The 20480-nt window shown below is 30.4% G+C and carries 26 protein-coding genes; 5 read left to right on the forward strand and 21 right to left on the reverse strand.

Annotated elements, in window-relative coordinates:
• Window positions 1–60 precede the first annotated feature (60 nt).
• From IY230_RS01475 to IY230_RS01490, 4 genes are all read right to left on the reverse strand, one after another.
• Window positions 61–882: a ZIP family metal transporter gene (locus IY230_RS01475; RefSeq protein ID WP_196369576.1), complete on the reverse strand. Its 822-nt coding sequence runs from the start codon at window positions 880–882 to the stop codon at window positions 61–63.
• Between the two features lie 127 nt (window positions 883–1009).
• Complete coding sequence (locus IY230_RS01480) at window positions 1010–1663, reverse strand: metal-dependent transcriptional regulator (RefSeq protein ID WP_069580241.1); 654 nt, start codon at window positions 1661–1663, stop codon at window positions 1010–1012.
• A gap of 311 nt (window positions 1664–1974) precedes the next feature.
• On the reverse strand, window positions 1975–2628 hold the full coding sequence (locus IY230_RS01485) for a peptidylprolyl isomerase (RefSeq protein ID WP_196369577.1): 654 nt from the start codon (window positions 2626–2628) through the stop codon (window positions 1975–1977).
• A 180-nt stretch (window positions 2629–2808) separates the two neighbouring features.
• Entirely contained in the window at window positions 2809–3042 is a 234-nt protein-coding gene (locus IY230_RS01490; protein WP_196369578.1) for a PF20097 family protein, read from the reverse strand.
• A gap of 147 nt (window positions 3043–3189) precedes the next feature.
• On the opposite strand from IY230_RS01490, the gene IY230_RS01495 reads away from it, so the two are divergent.
• Together IY230_RS01495 and IY230_RS01500 are read left to right on the forward strand one after the other, a co-directional pair.
• Window positions 3190–3399: a hypothetical protein gene (locus IY230_RS01495; protein ID WP_069580244.1), complete on the forward strand. Its 210-nt coding sequence runs from the start codon at window positions 3190–3192 to the stop codon at window positions 3397–3399.
• Window positions 3400–3520: 121 nt separating this feature from the next.
• Window positions 3521–3859 carry a hypothetical protein gene (locus IY230_RS01500; RefSeq protein ID WP_196369579.1) on the forward strand — a complete coding sequence of 113 codons (339 nt, stop codon included), beginning with the start codon at window positions 3521–3523 and terminating at the stop codon, window positions 3857–3859.
• Window positions 3860–4108: 249 nt separating this feature from the next.
• Here the strand turns inward: IY230_RS01500 and IY230_RS01505 are convergent, their stop codons facing one another.
• The 10 genes from IY230_RS01505 to IY230_RS01545 all read right to left on the reverse strand — a co-directional run bounded on the left by IY230_RS01505 (window position 4109) and on the right by IY230_RS01545 (window position 9962).
• Window positions 4109–4918 carry a TrmB family transcriptional regulator gene (locus IY230_RS01505; protein WP_196369580.1) on the reverse strand — a complete coding sequence of 270 codons (810 nt, stop codon included), beginning with the start codon at window positions 4916–4918 and terminating at the stop codon, window positions 4109–4111.
• Between the two features lie 132 nt (window positions 4919–5050).
• Entirely contained in the window at window positions 5051–5302 is a 252-nt protein-coding gene (locus IY230_RS01510; protein ID WP_069580247.1) for a metal-sensitive transcriptional regulator, read from the reverse strand.
• Window positions 5292–5597 carry a rhodanese-like domain-containing protein gene (locus IY230_RS01515; protein WP_196369581.1) on the reverse strand — a complete coding sequence of 102 codons (306 nt, stop codon included), beginning with the start codon at window positions 5595–5597 and terminating at the stop codon, window positions 5292–5294. Before IY230_RS01515 ends, IY230_RS01510 begins: the two co-directional genes overlap by 11 nt.
• Window positions 5539–7230 (reverse strand): FAD-dependent oxidoreductase, encoded by a 1692-nt coding sequence (locus IY230_RS01520; RefSeq protein ID WP_230852568.1) that lies wholly within the window; start codon window positions 7228–7230, stop codon window positions 5539–5541. The genes IY230_RS01515 and IY230_RS01520 overlap by 59 nt, the downstream gene beginning before the upstream one ends.
• Before the next feature lie 4 nt (window positions 7231–7234).
• Window positions 7235–7513 carry a rhodanese-like domain-containing protein gene (locus tag IY230_RS01525; protein ID WP_196369582.1) on the reverse strand — a complete coding sequence of 93 codons (279 nt, stop codon included), beginning with the start codon at window positions 7511–7513 and terminating at the stop codon, window positions 7235–7237.
• Between the two features lie 222 nt (window positions 7514–7735).
• Window positions 7736–7888, reverse strand: coding sequence for a hypothetical protein (locus IY230_RS01530; protein ID WP_196369583.1), 153 nt, complete (start codon window positions 7886–7888; stop codon window positions 7736–7738).
• Entirely contained in the window at window positions 7876–8001 is a 126-nt protein-coding gene (locus IY230_RS06660) for a hypothetical protein (protein ID WP_269059426.1), read from the reverse strand. The genes IY230_RS01530 and IY230_RS06660 overlap by 13 nt, the downstream gene beginning before the upstream one ends.
• Window positions 7998–8258: a helix-turn-helix domain-containing protein gene (locus IY230_RS01535; RefSeq protein WP_308705586.1), complete on the reverse strand. Its 261-nt coding sequence runs from the start codon at window positions 8256–8258 to the stop codon at window positions 7998–8000. The genes IY230_RS06660 and IY230_RS01535 overlap by 4 nt, the downstream gene beginning before the upstream one ends.
• A 28-nt stretch (window positions 8259–8286) precedes the next feature.
• Window positions 8287–9090 carry an ABC transporter permease subunit gene (locus tag IY230_RS01540; RefSeq protein WP_196369584.1) on the reverse strand — a complete coding sequence of 268 codons (804 nt, stop codon included), beginning with the start codon at window positions 9088–9090 and terminating at the stop codon, window positions 8287–8289.
• Window positions 9087–9962: an ABC transporter ATP-binding protein gene (locus IY230_RS01545; RefSeq protein ID WP_230852570.1), complete on the reverse strand. Its 876-nt coding sequence runs from the start codon at window positions 9960–9962 to the stop codon at window positions 9087–9089. Before IY230_RS01545 ends, IY230_RS01540 begins: the two co-directional genes overlap by 4 nt.
• A gap of 143 nt (window positions 9963–10105) precedes the next feature.
• Between IY230_RS01545 and IY230_RS01550 the strand changes: the two genes are divergently transcribed.
• Window positions 10106–10600 carry a GNAT family N-acetyltransferase gene (locus tag IY230_RS01550; RefSeq protein WP_196369586.1) on the forward strand — a complete coding sequence of 165 codons (495 nt, stop codon included), beginning with the start codon at window positions 10106–10108 and terminating at the stop codon, window positions 10598–10600.
• Window positions 10601–10644: 44 nt separating this feature from the next.
• Here the strand turns inward: IY230_RS01550 and IY230_RS01555 are convergent, their stop codons facing one another.
• The 3 genes from IY230_RS01555 to IY230_RS01565 all read right to left on the reverse strand — a co-directional run bounded on the left by IY230_RS01555 (window position 10645) and on the right by IY230_RS01565 (window position 13872).
• Entirely contained in the window at window positions 10645–11151 is a 507-nt protein-coding gene (locus IY230_RS01555; protein ID WP_196369587.1) for a hypothetical protein, read from the reverse strand.
• 111 nt (window positions 11152–11262) lie between these two features.
• Window positions 11263–12252: a diaminopimelate dehydrogenase gene (locus IY230_RS01560; protein ID WP_196369588.1), complete on the reverse strand. Its 990-nt coding sequence runs from the start codon at window positions 12250–12252 to the stop codon at window positions 11263–11265.
• A gap of 132 nt (window positions 12253–12384) precedes the next feature.
• A complete protein-coding gene (locus IY230_RS01565; RefSeq protein ID WP_196369589.1) occupies window positions 12385–13872 on the reverse strand; it encodes a CotH kinase family protein in 1488 nt (495 codons plus the stop codon).
• Between the two features lie 152 nt (window positions 13873–14024).
• Between IY230_RS01565 and IY230_RS01570 the strand changes: the two genes are divergently transcribed.
• Window positions 14025–14843: an aldo/keto reductase gene (locus tag IY230_RS01570; protein ID WP_196369590.1), complete on the forward strand. Its 819-nt coding sequence runs from the start codon at window positions 14025–14027 to the stop codon at window positions 14841–14843.
• Between the two features lie 198 nt (window positions 14844–15041).
• Here the strand turns inward: IY230_RS01570 and IY230_RS01575 are convergent, their stop codons facing one another.
• Window positions 15042–16073, reverse strand: a complete 1032-nt coding sequence (locus IY230_RS01575; protein WP_196369591.1) for a M42 family metallopeptidase — start codon at window positions 16071–16073, stop codon at window positions 15042–15044.
• Between the two features lie 210 nt (window positions 16074–16283).
• Here IY230_RS01575 and IY230_RS01580 point away from each other — a divergent pair, with 210 nt between their 5' ends.
• Window positions 16284–17693 carry an MATE family efflux transporter gene (locus IY230_RS01580; protein WP_196369592.1) on the forward strand — a complete coding sequence of 470 codons (1410 nt, stop codon included), beginning with the start codon at window positions 16284–16286 and terminating at the stop codon, window positions 17691–17693.
• A gap of 247 nt (window positions 17694–17940) precedes the next feature.
• Here the strand turns inward: IY230_RS01580 and IY230_RS01585 are convergent, their stop codons facing one another.
• The 3 genes from IY230_RS01585 to IY230_RS01595 all read right to left on the reverse strand — a co-directional run bounded on the left by IY230_RS01585 (window position 17941) and on the right by IY230_RS01595 (window position 20410).
• Window positions 17941–18732: a class I SAM-dependent methyltransferase gene (locus tag IY230_RS01585; protein ID WP_196369593.1), complete on the reverse strand. Its 792-nt coding sequence runs from the start codon at window positions 18730–18732 to the stop codon at window positions 17941–17943.
• A gap of 15 nt (window positions 18733–18747) precedes the next feature.
• A complete protein-coding gene (locus IY230_RS01590; protein ID WP_196369594.1) occupies window positions 18748–19995 on the reverse strand; it encodes a hypothetical protein in 1248 nt (415 codons plus the stop codon).
• Between the two features lie 121 nt (window positions 19996–20116).
• A complete protein-coding gene (locus tag IY230_RS01595; RefSeq protein ID WP_196369595.1) occupies window positions 20117–20410 on the reverse strand; it encodes a putative quinol monooxygenase in 294 nt (97 codons plus the stop codon).
• Window positions 20411–20480: the final 70 nt, after the last annotated feature.

Genomic DNA, 20480 nt, shown 5'->3' on the forward strand with positions numbered 1-20480 from the left:
TTTAAACACAATTAAAAAATAAAAAGAGCTCGAAAGCTCTTTTACAGTTTTGCATGAATATTAGCCAAGTGCTACGTCTAGAATCATCATAATTACAAATCCTAGCATAAATCCAAAAACTGCAAAGTGTGTACCTGAAGTTGCATTTTCTTGCGCTTCAGGTATTAACTCTTCTACGACAACATAAATCATTGCACCTGCAGCAAATGCTAAAGCATAAGGTAAAATGACAGACATTGAAGTTACTAAGACAGCACCTAAAACTGCAAATACTGGTTCAACTAGTGCCGAGGCTTGACCCCACATAAATGCCTTTGTTTTACCCATTTTTTCTTGTGACAGTGGAATAGATACTGCAGCACCTTCTGGAAAGTTTTGAATACCAATACCTAAGGCAAGCACCATAGCAGCGACTGTTGCCGCTTCAATAGATCCAGTTGTGGCACCAATCGCGCCAAATGCTACACCAATAGCTAGTCCTTCAGGAATGTTGTGTAGTGTAATAGAAAAGACTAATAAGATAGATCTTTTCATTTTAGTAGTAATACCCTCTGTTACTTTTTCCTTACCAAAATGCATATGCGGTATTATTTTATCTGCAGCAAATAAGAAAATACCACCTAAACTAAACCCAATTGCTGCAACCAACCAAGCAATATTGCCTTGTTCTTCAGCTATTTCAATACCAGGTGCTAGTAAGGACCAAAAACTAGCAGAAACCATCACACCTGCTGCAACACCATACATCATGCCTAACACATTCTTACTAATATTTTTAAAAAAGAATACAAGTGCAGCACCAAGTGCTGTAACAAACCAAGTAAAAGTACCGCCAAGTAGTGCTTGTACCCAAAGTTCTAAACTCATGAACCATTCAAACATAAAATCCACCTCTTAATTTGTTGTTATATGTATATTTTATCACAACTTTATGGACATTTTAAGTATATGCATAAAATTAATTTAACCAAATGGTTAATAAAATAAAAAAAGAGTTTTCACTCTTAATTTAAAGGACAGTTCCATAAATTTTATCAGTTATGATTTCTGTTAAATCTAAATTTTTATCATCATAGTGTATGGTATAAAGTTTAGTAAATTCGTCATGTTTAATAATGGATAATTCTATTCCAAGATTGATATGATGCTTATCTAAGAATTCTAGTAAACGTCTTTGGTCAACTACTCTTTTCACTAAGAATTTATCACCAACTTTAGATTGAGATAAAGGAATTAAAGTATCATATTCTAGTGGTTGTTTCACTCCTGGTATTGGATTTCCATGGGCACATACAACAGGTTGACCTAATGAATCATATATACGACTCATCAAATCATCTGAGGATGCGTGTTCTAATCTTTCAGCTTCATCATGAACTTTAGACCATGGATAATTCAGTTTTTCCACTAAATATTTTTCCCATAGACGGTGATTCCTTACTAATCTAATTGCTTCTTTTAATCCTTTGGGTGTAAGTTTCACGCCCTTATAAGGTATAAAGGTAATTAATTTTTTAGTGGCTAATCTACGAACCATTTCATTCACAGTTTGATCCGTACTTTCCATGATGTAGGCTATTTCAATATTTTTAACAAGTTCCTTGTTTTGTTCAACAGTTAACTTATAAATGTTTTTGATATAATCTTCTTCTGCTCTGTACATAAATTTACCTCAATTCTTATATTTACTATGTTGTTATCATACATCTTTTAGAGTATATATGCAACAAATGAACTATTCAATACGCTTAACTAAATAATCCAATCCATAATCCCATGCTTTATTAAAGTATGTGTAAGCAAGTTCCCATGTTTTCGGCTCATCTTTGAACTCTTTGTTCTATATATCGGTAATAGTTATTAATCTATTTGAGTAGTTTTTTATTAAGTCTAAGCCCGATGTGTGCATAAAAATCAGTATGAAGATGAGACTAGATAGCATAAATAAACTGCCATCAAAAAATGGCAGTACATTTACTTATTATAATAAATTACTGGACTTGGTTCATAATTTTTTAAATCAACTTCAATAGTTTCTATTACTACTTTGGATAATGGTTCATCATTGTAATTTGTATTTAGTCTCTCGAGTTGGTTTAAGACACTAAAACCGCTTATGATCCCACCAAATGATGCGTATGCACCATCTAAGTGCGGTGAAGTGGATGTCATCATGAAAAATTGTGATGTAGCACTATTTTTATCACTGGTTCTAGCCATTGATAGCACACCATAAGTATGTTTTAAATTATTCGTAAACCCATTTGAACCGAATTCACCACGAATTGGTGACTTTGTATCCTTGACCATTCCACCTTGAACCATAAAATCTTTGATAATTCTATGAAAGCTACTATCACTAAACTGATCATCTAATATATAATCAATAAAATTATTGACTGTATTTGGTGCAACACTAGGAAATAATTGTGCCTTAATCACTCCAAAATCTTTAACTTTAATAGTAATGACAGGATTTTCTTCATGAATATAAGTAAAATACCCTAAATCCTCTAATTTAACATCTGTTTCTTCAATATTATCTGTTTCATCAGTTGCTTTATTTTCACAACCTATCAACATAAAAACACTAAATAATATAAGAATTGATAATACTAACTTATTCATCTATACTTTACCTCTACCAAATTTCTCTAAGAAAGATTATAACACGCACTAGTTATATTACCAAGTATAAATATTTAATAGTTTATTGATACATCACATGATGGATCATAGAAAAAATAGCGAATCCAGATATATTAAGTAATTTGTATTATACTTACCATTCAAACCATGTATTCTATGTTAATCTTTATCTGAATCGATAACAGGTGTAATTATAAATTTACAAGACCTACAATAAAAGGATACAGCCTTTTTTCTGGTCAAAAATGGAGTTTTTGTAATCATAATGCTGTCTTGAGGTCTACCAAAAATTGTAAGCGGCATCATTTTATTCTTAGGAAGCCACATGATAGGCATTCTATCAGTAAATATGTAGCCTTCTTTCATAGTACTTAAGCATTTAGGACATTCCATAGTTCATCCTCCTTTTATTATGTATTGGATTGTTTTTATGATAACGTTGTACTTTAATCTCATTATATCATGAACATTGGTTCAAATACTTCATAGTTCTAAGTAAAAGATATTATAATTAAAACATAATTAAAAAGAGGTGTAGTTATGGATAAAGAACTAAAGTATATGATAATAACTGTTGAAACTTATCCCTTTGGTTTCGATATTAAGCATTTTTATTTACCAGTCATGAGCCATGTTCAAATTGGTGATGTGATAAAAAGTGTACATGGTCATAGATATAAAATCATTGACGGTAAAACTCAATTATCTATGACAGATATTGATACAAATTTATATATACCATTTGAATAATCTATTATACATGGAGGACCCAATATGAAAAAAACGTTAATTGATATGATACCTCTAAAGTAGACACAGGAAATAATATAAATTAAAAACATTGGACTTCGCATTACTCTTCTCAGGGTTTATGTTAGGTGGGTTTGTAAGTACTATTTATTTTATACGCGCTTCAAAGCCTACTTTTAAACCTATCAAGTGGAATCAAGTAATCTTTATACTAGGTACTATCATCACAGCTATTACAATTCTAAGTGGACTAACATTTAGTAGTATAACAACTAATATTGAACTATTTAAAAATGATACCTTTATACATATTATGACTCTTGATTTTATCTTTATGACGTTAATTAGCCCGTTATTGTTAAAACCCATTTCAAAATACTATGTATTAGGATTAATACCCATTATAGGTATATTTACAACATTGATTTTAGAACAAAATAAAAAGTCTGTAAAGAATTAATATTCTTCAGAGATTTTATCGATCTTTGGGTGTTTTTTGATTTCCAATAGACTAAATACCTGCTTAAAATGGTCTTACTTAACGATCTAATGGTACTTTTATATCTATAGATAGTGGTAATTTAAACTGTTTTTAAGGTCCTATAATATTGGTCTCATTCTTTACTAAACATATTGTAATCGTGCCAAAAAAGCACCCTGGCATTCCAGAGTGCTTTTAAATTTTTTAAGACTGTATTAATTTATTTCTTTACTTTTCCTTTTTTTTAAGTATTTCTTTACCTAATTTTTCAGCTTTTGTGTGTATTGCTAAATCAGGATATGTTTCAAATAAACTCTTATTCAATATATGTTTCAACTTAATTAAATATATATCATGATGTATATGTTCAGAAACAATACTAATCATCAAATGATTTTGAGTTGAAGTTGCTTGCCATTCCTCTCTAAAGGGGTCATAATTGGCCACTAAAACACTTTTTAAATCACTTACGAGCATTAAGCGGTTGGACTCTTTATTCTCATTTTGGTGACTATATATAAACACATTAGGTTTACTGTAATTTGTTTTAGCAAAACTAAATACATGCACATCCACACCTTTTCTATTTAGAAAGTCAAATGCATCATCGAATAAATCTAAATTTAGATCCGTATTCATGTAGACTTCTTGTCTTGATTCGTAAAGTAACGTCCTTGCTTTTCCAATAATTGCATCAAATCCATTCATATTAAAATAAGGCGTCTTTATTGGCTGAATCTTTATCTGATTAAGCTGTCTTCTTAATTGATGCATATGTTCTTGATGTTTAAACTCTAAGATGCTTAAAAGCTCATTAGGATCTTGACTATAATAAAGTTCTTTACTCCCACTTTCAAGCAAGAGTACGCCTTCTTTATGCATTTTATCAATGATGCCATAAATGGAAGATCTGGATAAACGAATGTTTTTAGCAATTTCATATACAGTTTGTCCCGGATTTTCTAGTAAAAAAATATAAATCATAGACTCATTTTCAGTGAAATATACAGACTTTAGTAATTCAATGGTATCTTTCATGTAAATATCTCCTAATCGTAATAAACGTTGTCTATATTATACAACGTTTATTTTACAACCGACTTAAAAACACTAAAATATAAAAAAACTTAAGGTGTTTAGCCGTTTATGACTATTACCTTAAGTTTTTTATTAAATACTCTTTATAAGTAATTTTAGCGCTTCATCAATGCCTTCTAAATCAACATTATTAATTTCTTCTATTTTTTGAACTAAATTGGATGTTGTAATCAAACCAATAACACGGTCTACACTGGATCGTACCGCTTTGAGTTGTGTTACTATATCTTCACAACTTGCTTGATTGTCGATAAGTTTAAGTACACCATTAACTTGTCCCTGTGTTCTTTTCAGTCGATTTACAATCGTAATATCACATTTCATATAATACATCTCCATTATATGCACTCATTCCACCTAATACATTCGTAATCTTATAACCTTGTTGAGCTAAGAAATTTGATGCAACCTGACTTCTGGAACCACTCCAACAAACAACATAATAGTGGTCCTTTTTATTCAGTTTTCCTAAATGATTACCAAATTCTGATAAAGGCAAATGAATCATATTATTAATATATCCCATACTCATTTCACTTTTTTCTCTTACATCAATAACTTTAACTTGATCTTTTCTTACTAATATTTCTAACTCTTGAGCCATGATTGTTTGATACATGTTGTTTAACCTCCTTTTGAGTATTACTATAGATACTATAAGAACCATCTAGGTTATAACAATCATAACCTAATGGCCGTAAAATTTGTTCTGCATTGTAACTTCTTGTACCACTTTGACAGTATAGTACTATTTTTTTATCTTTAGGTATTTCACCTAATCTTGAACGTAATTCATCGATCGGGATGTTTAATGCACCTTTTATCTTACCTAAACTTTTTACTTCTGATGAATTTCTAACATCAACAAAGAAAGCACCTTCTTCAATGAGCGCATCAACTTGGTGCCATTGAACAGTCTTAGATAGACCTAAAATAACATTTTGACTTACATAGCCTGCTAAATTCACAATATCTTTAGCACTACCAAATGGTGGTGCATATGTAAACTCTAATTCTTGTAACTCAGTAACTTTTAAGCCGGATTTTATTGCTGTTGCAATAATATCAATACGCTTGTCCACGCCTTTTTTACCAACTGCTTGTGCCCCAAGTATCTTTTGGGTTTTCGGATTAAAGATTACTTTTAGGTTAATTGATGTAGCACCTGGATAATAGCCTGCATGATCGTTTGCTAATAAATGTATAACTTCATAATCTTTATTAACTAATTGTTTTTCATTTAAGCCGGTGGAGGCAAATGTTTGATCAAATAAGCGCACAATCGAGGTACCTAATGTACCTTGATATTTCACGTCAAGTCCATTTAATATATCAGCTAGTTGACGTCCTTGACGATTTGCAGGACTTGCTAGAGGTATTAAAGTATCTTCGTTTGTAATAAAGTTTTTTACGATGATTGCATCACCCACAGCATAAATGTCTTTAACGGAAGTTTCAAAATATTCATCAACTTTGATACCATTTCTCATACCAACTTCAATACCTGCTTGAACAGCTAGACCTGATTCGGGCACTACGCCAATGGAACTAATAATGAAATCTGCATGTAACTCTAAATCATCAAAGATTAGTTTATTATCTCTAATCTCTAATAAGTCTTTAGAGGTATAAACATCAATACCATTGTTTTCTAATTCCAACTTAGCAAATTGACTCATTTCAAAGTCAAGTGGTGTTAGTACTTGGTTAGCTCTTTCAATAATCGATACATCAAGCCCTAATTTCTTTAGGTTTTCAGCAACTTCTAACCCGATGAATCCAGCACCAATAATCGCAACTTTTTTAGGATTGTTCGTATGAATATAATTCATAATATAATCTAAATCCGGTATATTTCTAAGTGTAAAGTATGGAATTGTATCCATACCTTTTACTTGAGGAATGATTGGTTTTGCGCCTGTTGAAATAACTAGTTTATCATATGGATAAGTACTTTCTACACCATCATTTTTTACAATAACTTGTTTATTATTAGGATCAATTTTAACTACTTCATGATTTTGTTTGATTATAAGATTAAATCTATCCATCAACATTGTATCTTTAGCAACTAAAAGTTTATCTCTACTATCTATTTCACCTGAAATATAGTAAGGTAAGCCACAGTTAGCAAAGGATACAAATGGACCCTTTTCAAATATGGTGATTTCATCTGTCTGATTTAGTCTGCGATATCTTGTTGCAAAACTCATACCACCAGCCACGCCACCTATAACTACTATTTTCTTCATAAAATCACCCCCTTGTGTAATATTTAAGCATGCCGCCTTTAATGTTTACTGCATCCACACCATTTTTCTTTAAAATTCTTACTGCCATTCTACTTCTCATACCGGATTGACATGTTACATATACTTTTTTATCTGTTTTGTATTTAGATATTTGTCCTAATGGTATATTTTTAGCACCTTTATGATTAAAGGATTGAAATTCATGTGGTTCTCTTACATCGATGACAATATCTGTATCTTTAATATCACGCCATGAAACGGAATTTGATTTGAAAAAAAACACTTTTATATTCTCCTTATATGGATTAAATATCCTCATTAAAATACCCCATCGGGTATACTTACACTATTCTATTACAACCCATATGTTTAGTCAAGAATAAGAACTCACACATTTTAAATTTGCTAAATATTCACATTTTTTATATCTTTGATTTAATAATAAAAAAACAACCTAATCAACTTAGATTGTTTTTACGTATTGTATGAGATTAATTATCCTAAACTATGTTTTATGTTTGTTTATGAATTCAGCAATTTGGTCAACACTTTCTTCTATACCGCATTTTTTTGCAGCATCAATTGTATTTTGATAGTTTTGCATAGATTTTTTGCAGCAACCACCAAGTGCTTGTATTTTTATGTTTACTTCCCCCATTTACCACCTGAAAACTCTAAACCAAATAAAAATTCAAGTAATGCTCCAATTAAACGATCCGGCCATTTCATAGCCAGTATTTCATTTGTTATAAAACCCAACACATCACTCATTTGCTTAACTCTTTCCTTTTAGTTGGCATATGACAAATACAGTCTTCAGATTCAGTTACAATACCATTTATATATTCTATAAATTTATCGGTCATACTTGTGTTGACTGAATACCTCATCCAAGAACCATCTTTTACGGCTTCTACTAGTCCTGACTCTGTTAACATTTTCATATGGTAACTTAAGGTAGACTGTGTAATGTGTATATTTTCTAGAATCTCACACGCACAAAGCGATCCACAAGATAACATATCCAAGATTTTTAATCACTATAAGTAGAATCTATTAGGCTGTAATATCTTTTTTCTTGTAAAAAAACCAAGATAGTATTAAAGATATCCCGATGATGCCAATTGAAATCACTAAGTATAGTGGTTTTATCATTTGATCATTTACAATACTTACTGCATTAATAAACTCATAAGGTGAAATATATTTTAAATACTCAAATTCATTTGTTAGTTTACTTATTAGATCAATCACATACATGCCAATAACAAGACCTAATGCGATACTTAGTACTCTTCTAGACTTTGTAACAAACACACTTATTAAAAATGATATACTTGCAAAAATCATTTGAAGAATAAATGGTGCGTAACTATATAAGAACCAAATCGACATATTCACATCACCGTATATTAGAAATGCTATCATTAATACCGCAGCAACCAAGCTATTTAATATAAGTAAATTTAAAATAATGACAATAATTTTACCAAAAACTATTTGTGTTCTACTAATCGGTTTACTTAGTAAGAACTCAATCGTCTTATCATCTTCTTCTTTACTTAATATACTACCACCTAATATCGCAGCATAACTTCCACCAATTAAATTGACAAACAAGAATCCTTCAACACCAAACCAACCATAGAAAGTGCTCATATCTAGACCATCTTCACCGATGCCGAATATCTCTAAAAACTCAGGCGGATATATACTCAGAAATTCTTCTATATTAGAAAAGGCATCTTCAAATGCTGGAAATAACATAAGCATTAATGCTGCAGTACCTGCAACAATTGCTGACCATAAGATTAAACTCTTAAAATTTCTTTTAAATTCAGTCATAATGAGTTTGTTCATGATATATCCTCCTTCTCATAAAAGTGCATAAATATTTCTTCTAAGGTAGGTTCAGTAATGCTTAAATCTTCTATTTTAATCACACTTAATTTCTTAAGTAATTCATCTATAGAACCATTAAAAATAAATGAAATATTACCATTTTGATGTTCTACTTGCAGCATTTGGTCAGTAATCTTGAGTGTTTCTTTACTTTTTATCTTCACTCTTTTTGACTTTGATTTTAATATACTTTCTATAGTTTCAACCCGGACTAATCTGCCTTCTCTAATAATGCCTACTCTGTCACATATGCGTTCTACTTCACTCAAGTTATGGGATGAGAAGAAAATCGTTGTACCCTTTTTCTTTTCAGCATCTAGAATTTGAAAAAACTTATTTTGAATGAGTGGATCGAGTCCAGATGTAGGTTCATCTAGAATAAGTATCTTAGGCTTCGTTACAAGTGCAGTGACAATTGCAACCTTCTTTTTATTACCAAAAGATAAGTCCTCAATTTTTCTGTCAATATCTAAACTAAGCATTTCAACTAGATGGTCCATATATGACTCATCTACTTCCCCATTAAAGCTTGATGCATATTTAATAAACTTTTTGACTGTCATGTCACCATAAAAATTTACTTCGCTTGGTATATATCCAACTTGTTTTCTAATAGCTATGGTATCTTTTACAATATCTAACCCATCTACTTGCGCAGAACCACTTGTTGGATAAATCAGGTTTAACAAAGTTCTAACAGTTGTTGACTTACCCGCCCCATTAGGACCAATAAATCCAAAAATCTCACCTGGATGAACCTCTAGTGAGACATCAATAATACCTCTTGAATTTTTATTATAATACTTTGTTAATTGTTCTAATTTAATCATAATATCCCACATCCTTTACTATTATTATACTCCAACTGTATACCTACCCAATATTCTTTACAAAAATATAGTATTTTTTTAAAATAGCAACTTATAATCTAGGTGTAATACATGTATAATATCAGTAGTTGAGGTAGATTAAAATGATTAGATTAGCACATATTGATGATTTAAATGATATTATGAATATCATTAAAGAGGCTCAATTAAGAATGAAACAAGCATATATGACTCAGTGGCAAAATAACTACCCCAACCCTAAGGTTATTCTAAAAGATATTCTAGATAAATCACTTTATGTTTACGTGCAAGATGGACTTATAATAGGCACGATGAGTGTTTTTTCATATGATGTAGTATATGACAATATAGAAGGTACATGGCTAAATCAAAATCCTTATATGGTTATTCATAGGATTGCTTTAGCATCTAGTACTTTAGGGCAAAATAAAACAAAAGAAATGATTGATTTTGTTTTTAATCACTTTAAGACTAAGGATATAAGAATAGATACACACCCTAAAAACACACCTATGATTAAGAGTCTAGAACGTCAACGTTTTGTTTACTGTGGTATCGTCTATGTAACAACTGATAAGGATGCTTTAAGATTAGCCTATCATAAACATATTATTTAAAAGAAAAAAGTGCAATCCATTTTTGCTGGAATGCACTTTATCTATCAGTTTAATTCTATATGTTTAGCCCTTTGTCTTCTTATCATTCTATTAATATCTATGATGAACCAGACTATTAAAGTAATACTTGAAAGTGTAATGATACCTAATAATGCATTCGTGTTTTCTAAATAAATTGCACTAAATATGATCAATAAGAGTGGATAAGCATAATGGCTTATCTTTTTTAATACTTTAATAAACTTGATAAGTGGATGACCAGATCTATCTTTATTGATTACTTCTAATAGAGTCACTATCAGTTGGAATAAAATGTAAGATAAAGAAATTGTTACCAAGAACCTAGTACTATAAATAAGTGATGTGGCAACTAATGTGATTACTAGGCCTAAAAATATATAGGTTAACACAAATTTTAAACGTTTTCTAAATAAATTATCCGTATCAACTTTTTTGAAAAATAGTCCAATAATTTTTGCAATACCTGTGAATAATATTTCTCCAAATATTTCAAAAAATAGTTGGAGAATGATTTCAATTAATGCTTCCATATACTTAACCCTTATTATGTTTGACATCATTGTATCATAAAAATACTAAGCGTTTAAGGTATATAATAAACGTTTATATAGCTTATTGAAATTCTTAGTATCCTTTTCTTATTAAATGAATCTTTTTCTTATTTCCTCAGCTGTTAAATTAAGTAGATAGGATGGAGCAATATCTGCAACTGTCTTAGCCCCTGTTACACCTTCTTTATTTAGTCTATAAGCCGCTCTTGCATATGCTAGTAATACACGTGCTGTAAAATCAGGATTAGAGTCTAATTTAAGCTTGTATTCAATCATTTGGTGATGTTCATTATGTAACCCTGTTTGGCCGTATCTAATGACTAAACCACCATGTGGTAAGCCCTGATGATTTTTTTGAAGTTCTTCATGATTTATGAAATGCACTTCAGTTTCATAAGGTTCAAAATAATTGGGCATAGTCTGGATATCATGTTCTATTTTAGCTAAGTCTGCATCTGTTTCTGCCACGACATAACAAATTCTTTTATGTTTATCCTTTACAGATAGTGTTGGCATCTCTCCATTTTTAACAGCATCAATTGCTGATTTTATTGGTACTGTATATTGAACAGCATGTTTTACACCTGGTACTCTTCTAATAGCATCTGAATGCCCTTGACTAACACCTTCACCCCAAAAGGTATAAGTTGCACCGACAGGAAGTATTGCTTCAGCTAATATTCTGTTTATAGAAAACATACCAGGATCCCAACCACTTGCAACTACACTTACCTTTTGAGCCTTTTTAGATGCTTCATCCATATGGTTAAAATACTCATTTATTAAAGCATGGTTATCATACCCGTCTACAGTATTCATAAGACTTGCGATTAAAGGTCCTTGAACTGGCAAATCAGACATGCTACCACCGCATAAAATAGCTACATCTATCCTATCTTTTAAGTTTTCGACTTCATCCAAATGATAAACTGATACACCTTTAGTCGTTGTCTCTAACGTTTTAGGATCACGTCTTGTAAATACACCAAACAGTTCCATATCATCACTTTGTAACAGACCAGTTTCTATGCTTTTACCAAGATTACCATATCCAATAATTGCAATTTTAATTTTACCCATTTTCTAACCTCGCTCATCACTTCGTATATAAATTACTTTTACATTATACTTCATAATTTAGTTTTTAGTTTCGTTATTGATTATATGAATTCCTTATAATAATACTTGTTTATTCAAAAGAAACAATTACTACTAGTCATCTATTGTTTGATTAATTGTAGTGGTTTTACCACTTAAATAACTACTAAATTTCATATTTTTAGTTTCATTATAGTTGAATAAACATTCAAAATAGTCCATACCCGAAATGGTAATGTTAACCGCATTATCATAAATTTCTTTGCGTATTTGATAGACTTCATTAAACATTTCATCTTTATAAAACTTAGTACTCATGGCTTCTAATATGACTTTTTTGTAGTTTTCTAGATAAGCTTCAGGTGCACCCTTAACTACAGTTTTAAGCACTAGTGGATTGATTTGATCATCTACACCACCCATCGTAGTCATTTTTGCATACGGACTGTAAGAAGTCATACCATCTCCACTTGGGTTCCAATCTCTTGTAACACCAAAGGTTCTATCAAAATCATAAGGGATAAATATCGCTTGATCCGTATCTTTTAAAAAGTAAATGTAGTAGTTATTATAGTGATGTCTCAAATCATCAGGGTTACCTACCAAATACGAAATGGCTTCATAGACTAAATAATAGTTCATATTCACTAAACTAGAAAAATCTGTATCTTGATTCAGTGTTTGAATCAATGTTTTTAATAGTATATGTTCATTATTCTTCTTATTTGTTTTTAGATCATATACCGGAAAATACGATTCATCTTCATTTTCAACACCTATTTTATTTATTGTATCCATCGTAAGACTTCCACCTTTTTCATAGTCCCATCCTACTTTATAGAGATCTCCACCTAAGTGTTTCGAACCTAATCTTTTTTCTAAAAAAAGTTCATCAATACATTCAAGTGCAAAATACACGCCTAAGTTTTCATAATCTTGGCGATATTTTAATTGCATATTTACAGGTGTTATCTTAGGTGCTAACACACCAAAACTTGAATACATTTCATAAGTCCAGTACTCTCTTGAATATGTTTCATCAAAACTCTTATTCCACTTTAAATCTAATTTTTCCATACCAGCAAAAGTTCTATCTTTTCTTTCATCACGAGCTTCTTTACTTGCCCAAACTTTAGGGTTAGCATAGTATGCTTCATCATCAAAGGTTTGTTTAAAGGATAGTTTATAGTGAATTAGGTGATATAGACCTTGCTCTTGATTATGGAAATTAGTTCTTGAAGTATTACCCTTCATACGAATACCTACTTCTTCAAAAACATGAGTTTTACCATTGATAATGAATGTTACATTACTCATTCTGTATATCGGTGATTTGCTACCCTTGGATGCATAAGTTTCATAATCACTTTGAATGAGTGCAAGTTCACTTTCTGCAATATCTATTTTGATTTGCACATTTGAGTTTACATCAAAAAATTCATCATATAATCCAGATATATTCTTTACATAATCCATTTTAGTATCAAGAGAGACTATGTCATCATCTTCTTCTTTATCTGGAACATCCTCTGTCTTTGGTGTACAACCAACTACGAATATGCACAAGATTATTGATAAAACGAATAGAAACGTTTTTTTCATCTGAACCTCCAAAAGTAAATCAACTTTAGTTAAATTATACCACTTATGACATATTTGATGAGTTCATGCATAAAAATTATAAACTTAGAAGTTTGATAATTTGCTTCGTGATATAATGTAGTTATACTAAATATATTAAAGGAGCGCTTCATATGAAAGTTATTAATCAGCATTACACATTAAGCAATGGGGTCAAAATGCCAAAAATCGGATTAGGTACATGGCAGGTAAAAGATGGTGATGAGGCATATAACTCCGTCAAAATTGCCCTTAAAAATGGCTATCGTCATATTGATACTGCAGAAGGCTATCGGAATGAAGCATCTGTAGGAAAAGCTATTAAGGATTCAGGTATTCCAAGGGATCATATATTTGTAACATCCAAGCTAGAATCCCACATTAAAACTTATGAAGGAACACTAGAAGCATTTGACAAGACACTAAAAGCCCTTGATTTTGAATATTTAGATTTATTCTTAATTCATGCACCTTGGCCATGGGATGAAGTTGGTAAAGAATGCCACGAAGGTAATGTTCTATCGTATAAAGCCATGGAAAAACTATATAAAGATGGAAAAATTAGAGCAATCGGAATATCTAATTTTGAACCAGTTGACATAGAAAATATTATTACTCATTGTGAAATTGTGCCACACGTGAATCAAATTGCTTACTTTATTGGACTAGATCAATCAAAAACTATTGAAAGTTGTAATAAGCATAATATATTTGTTGAAGCCTACTCTCCTTTAGGTACAGGCCGTTTATTATCTAATGAAGTTATAGTTCAAATGGCAGAAAAATATCAAGTATCACCCGCACAAATCTGTATCCGTTATTGCTTACAAAAAGGTACTGCACCATTACCAAAATCAACGCATGAAGAACGTATTATAATGAATACACAAGTTGATTTTGAAATTCATGAGAAAGATATGATTATATTAGATCACGTTAAAAAGAATTTTTGACAGAACTACATATGAGGTAAATTAAAAGACTAAGTTAATTCTTAGTCTTTCTTATTTTTTATCTAAAATGCTTTTTATGTTCTACTTTCTGTTTACGATAATATGAGTCCAAAGAACCAATTGCTATAATTAGTAATTTGTAAGAATCATAAAAAAATTTGATTTTTTATAAAGACTATTTATATGTTTTTGATTTAGTTACACTAAATATGTATAAATTAATTTCAAGGTATTTTCTATGCCTTTTAAATGGGTTCTTTCCATACCATGTGATGCACTTACACCACTACCAATTAATGCACCCTTCATATCTACACCAGCTCTTCTTGCAGCACCAATATCACTACCATAATATGGGAATATATCTACTGTAAAATCAAGATGGTTGTCTTTAGCCATTTGGATTAGTTTTGATGTTAATTCATAGTCATATGGACCCCCTGAATCTTTAGCACAGATCGATACTGCATATTCGCTACCTGCTAAATCAAGACCAATACAACCCATATCAAGTGTAACAAATTCAGAGATTCTATGATCAACGATGGAAGCACCGTGGCCAACTTCTTCATAAACTACAAAATATAGCTTTGTGTCATGTTTAAATTGAATGTTATGTTCTGAAGTATATTTTAAGAGCATGAGTAAGATAACTACTGAAGCTTTATCATCAATAAATCTTGATTTTAAAAATCCTGTATCTGTAATCATAAATTTAGTATCATAACTTACAATATCTCCGTTTTGAATACCTAACTTAGTCACATCTTCTTTAGAAGACACTTCTACATCTAATCTAACTTCTAAGGATTCTATGTCCCTAGATTTAGTATTTGCATCTTTAAATACATGAACTGCAGGAGATGTAGATAATATGGTACCCGTATATTTTCTGCCATCACGTGTATAAACGGTACAGTATTCTCCATCAAGTGTAGGTGTGCTGGGTCCTCCTAATGTTGTGAGTGTTAAAGTTCCATTAGGTTTGATGGATCTAACCATTAAACCGAGTGTGTCACAATGAGCTGATGTTGCAACCATTTTTGATGAGTCTTTACCTTTGATAAATATCTCTAGTGCACCACTATTTAATATGTTAGACTCATAACCATAACTATCAACATATCGTTTAACTAGTTCTATAACATGCTTTGTGAATCCTGTTGGGGAATCACAATGAAATATATCCTGAGCTACTTGTTTAAAATACGCTATATCAAATGAAATCATATGTTTACCTCTTTTTAATTAATGTATCAATTATATCAAGAATTGCTTAATAAGCATAGATTAATTATACATAATCGATGTATTCATAATTTGCTACTTTTAGAAACATTTCAAGATATCATGTGATTTATTAAAAGTTATGTTGAATGGTTCCTATTATTATATACTTTATGATTATTGTTTGCTACAATTGTCTTTGAGGTATTTTTTATGAAAAGATTTAGTAAATATTTTGGCGATAAAGCCTTCTATAAAATGGCATTAGCCATCATAATTCCAGTAGTTATTCAACAATTAATTTTAAACCTAGCAGGTCTTATTGACACCTTTATGATTAATGGGTTTTCACAAACAGCATATACCGGTGTATCTACAGCAAACAGGTTTATGTTTATTATTAACTTCTTCTGGATTGGATTGGCAGCAGGTATTAGCGTATTTGTTTCACAATATTTTGGTGCGAAGAATAAAAAGGGTATTATAGGTACTTTTCAATTAGGTATGATACTAGCTATTATTTTTGGATTTGTATCTACATTATTAATTAATATATTAGGTCCTGAAATGATAAAAATGTTCTTACCAACAACTGACCCTGAACAAGTTGAGTCTGTATTGTTTGGTATAGAATACATTAAGATTATAGGTTATGGGGCGATTGTATTTTTATCATCTTTTATGATTGCTACCTTCTTTAGATCTGTTGGTCGTCCTAAGGCACCACTTATTGCAGGTGTTATTGGTATTATCATAAACATAAGTTTAAATATGGTTTTAATCTATGGTTTTTTAGGGGTTCCAGCTATGGGTGCAATGGGTGCAGCCTGGGCAACCGTCTTATCTAAAGTCGCAGAATTAATTGTTTTGATAGTGATTGCATTTTTCTATAGTAATGAGAATTATGCTAGAGAAATATTTAAAAAGTATTTAATAACAAAACGCTTAGTTAAAATGTATATTTTAAAAGGTGGACCAATTATTATAAATGAAATATTATGGTCTATCGCTATGGTACTATTTGCTATGTATATCACAAGTGGTATATATGATTGGGTAACTGCTTATGGCTACTCACAAAATGCAACTGACATCTTCTTTGTTTATTACTCTGGCATGGCAACAGCAACCGGTGTGATACTTGGTCAAGCACTTGGTGAGGGTGATTTTGAAAAAGCTAAAGACTACCTTATTAAATTACGTGGTATTATGATGGTTACAAATATTGTAATCATGGTGTTAATTATTGTCTTATCACCTGCAATACTCCTCATATTTACACCGGTCAACTCACTTTACTGGTTAGCATATCAACTGATTTTAATTAATGTGTTGTTTATAGCAATATACGGTTACAACGCGATGAGTTATTATGCATTAAGAGCTGGAGGCGATTCACTTAGAACATTCTTACTTGATCAACTTCCAACATATTTGGTTGGCTTACCTATTGTGATGTTATTAAGTTATTACAGAGTTGAGTTAGGAGTAAACATACTAGTTATATTCCTTGCAAGTAAAGCAACAGACATCGTAAAACTTATCTTTTCTAGACATATTATCAAAAAAGGAACTTGGTTAAATAACTTAACTCTAGATGAAGTCAAAATAAAAACAGCCTAGGCTATTTTTTTTATTATTGAATCTTATAATTTAATACATACAGATAAGAAATATATTTCTATAACTGGATAAAATAACCAATCCATAGAAATCAAATAAGAAAATAAATATATAAATTTAAAATTTGAACTGATACCAAAAAGTTGTACTTTGTTATAATACAAGTATATGCAGGAGGTATCAAATTTTAGGATAACTGCATAGTCTTTCATTATAAATCCTCCCTTTTAGAACACTTATATATTATTTATTTTTTGCATATATATAGTAGATGATTATTGCTTCCCAATAATTCTCTTTTTTCAGCAAAATTCAAATGCCATTTTATAAATGATTCGAAATCTTCATCACTGAAATTAAATTCTTTTCTTCGTTCTAAAGCTTCCATATATCCATCCATACCAGCTGTTGTTAACCACGTAGTACTTTTATTCTTAAATAAGTTTTCAAATTCATCTATTTGATCACCTGTAAATAATTGATCTTTAAAATGCCTAGTTTTATAATCCTGTGTAAAGTTTTCTTCAACACCAAACTTCCAATCCCCATAATAATAATAATAATGATTTACCATAATACCAAAAACTGATATGAATGCGAACATGATAATACCATCTTTTTTTGTTACACGTATTGCTTCATCAATTGCTTTATCAACTTCATGAGCATCATATAAATGATAGAGAGGTCCTAATACTAGTGTCATATCATAACTTTCATCTGAAATCATATTTAAGTCAGTTGCATCACCTTGAATGGCATTAATCGACTCTATACCTATACTATTTGACTTTAAGATTTCAATGTTTTTTTCAACTAATTCAACAGCTGTTACTTTATATCCTTCTTTAGCAAGTGTAATAGAATATCTACCAGTACCTGCGTCTATTTCTAATATGCTAGCATTGGGTTTAGGATATTTTTTTATATAGTGCATTGTTGATGCATATTCTAATTGTCCATTTCTACTTTTAATGAGTCTTTGATCCTCATTTACTCTATTATAAAATTTTGAAATTAGTTCGACTCTATCATCCATTATGTAACCTACTTATTATTTATTTTTATAAAGCTTATATGCCTCTTCAGTAGCAAATCTTATTTTTGTAACTTGATCTCTCTTAGTTTTAGGATAAATATAATATGTATCATCTAATGTGGATAAAACTACTGCATCAGCTAATACTTTATCTGTTCTTAAGTGATAATCATATTCAATGTGTACTGAAAATAAAGAGGATGTTTCTCTAACTAAAGTTAATGGATTTTTTTCATCATAGGTCATAAGTTTAAATCCTTCTTTAGTGTGAATAAGTTTACCATCGCCTAATGGAATAAATCTTTTTGAATTAGGTAATGATTCTACATAAACTTCATCTTCAAAATAATACGTATCATTTAAAATCTCTTTTTTAGTTTGTTCTCTTTGGAAATTATACCAATCAGGTACATGTGAAAACTTAGTATCACCATTTAATGCGTTTAATCTACCTAATTCATCTTGATAATGTTTCTTACCACAATGATCACACCATATTTCAGTCTTTTCTGAATACATTTTAAATTCAGTTAAACAACTATCACACTGATATAAAACTTTATGTAATCCTTTAGTTCTTTCTGGATGATCAATAACAATCTTGTTATCTAACTGGTATTTAAATTCATCATAATCCATAGCTTCTTTAACACGACTATTTATTTCTTCAGCTGAAAGTGTATTAATTTCATCTAAGGTAATGACCTGTGTCATATCTGCTCTTAATGGCCCCTTTCTATCTAAACGGTTCCAAATAGGTTTCATTAAGAAATTCCCGTGCATATTTAATACTACAACCGGATGCTTAAATATTTTAAGCATCTTTCCTAATGAATCTGAAACTGATGAAGGTGTACCTGCGCTAGAATAAATGGCTTCAGGATATATAACTGTAATTCTTTTTAATTTTTCTAATGAATATTTAATATGTTTAAATAATACGGTATCCTGAGGAGTAAATTTACGTTTAGCGATTGAACCTACATTTCTCATTAACCATTCTTTACCTAAAAATCCGTCAATAGCAACTACATATGATGCTCTATGAGGAAATATTGCGTGTGTAGTTACTTTAAAATCTATAAACCCATGATGTGTACAAAGTAAGATATAAGGTGGCTTTAAGCCTTCCATATTTACTTTATTAATTTTTAAACCTCTTTTTATAGTCGATGGAAAACTTAATGCATATGCTAGTGGTGTAATAAACCATTTTTCTTTAACTGGTTTTTTTAGCATATCGAAATGTTTGATTTCACTCATGATGAATCCCCTTATGTTTGAATTTTAAGTCAACTATTACATATTTTACCATAATATATTTTTAATAAATCCATTAAAAAAGAAGCATAGAAAAACATATGCCTCTTTATATCTAAAAATCTTATTTAATTCTATTTAATTTATTAGCAGAAATTTTTAAAATTGCATCTTTTGTAGCTTCTCTAAATACATTAACATGAGGCATTTGATCATGCTTTTTCCAAGCATCATAAGTCGCCCATACTTCATAAAACATAAATACTGTAGGGTCTTCTGCATCTTGATATAAATCATATGCAACACAACCATCTTCTTTTAAAGTGATTTCTACCATTTTAAGTAGTTCTTCTTTAACTAAAGACTCCATACCTTTTTTAACTTCAAACTTAACAATCATTGGTAATTGATTTGTCATTTCAAACTCCTTCTAATATCCTATAAATGTATATTATATATTATAAATATCTAAAATATTTTAAAAAGAA

The organism is Acholeplasma laidlawii (genome assembly GCF_015709225.1).
GTDB classification, from domain to species: Bacteria; Bacillota_I; Bacilli_A; order Acholeplasmatales; family Acholeplasmataceae; genus Acholeplasma; species Acholeplasma laidlawii_A.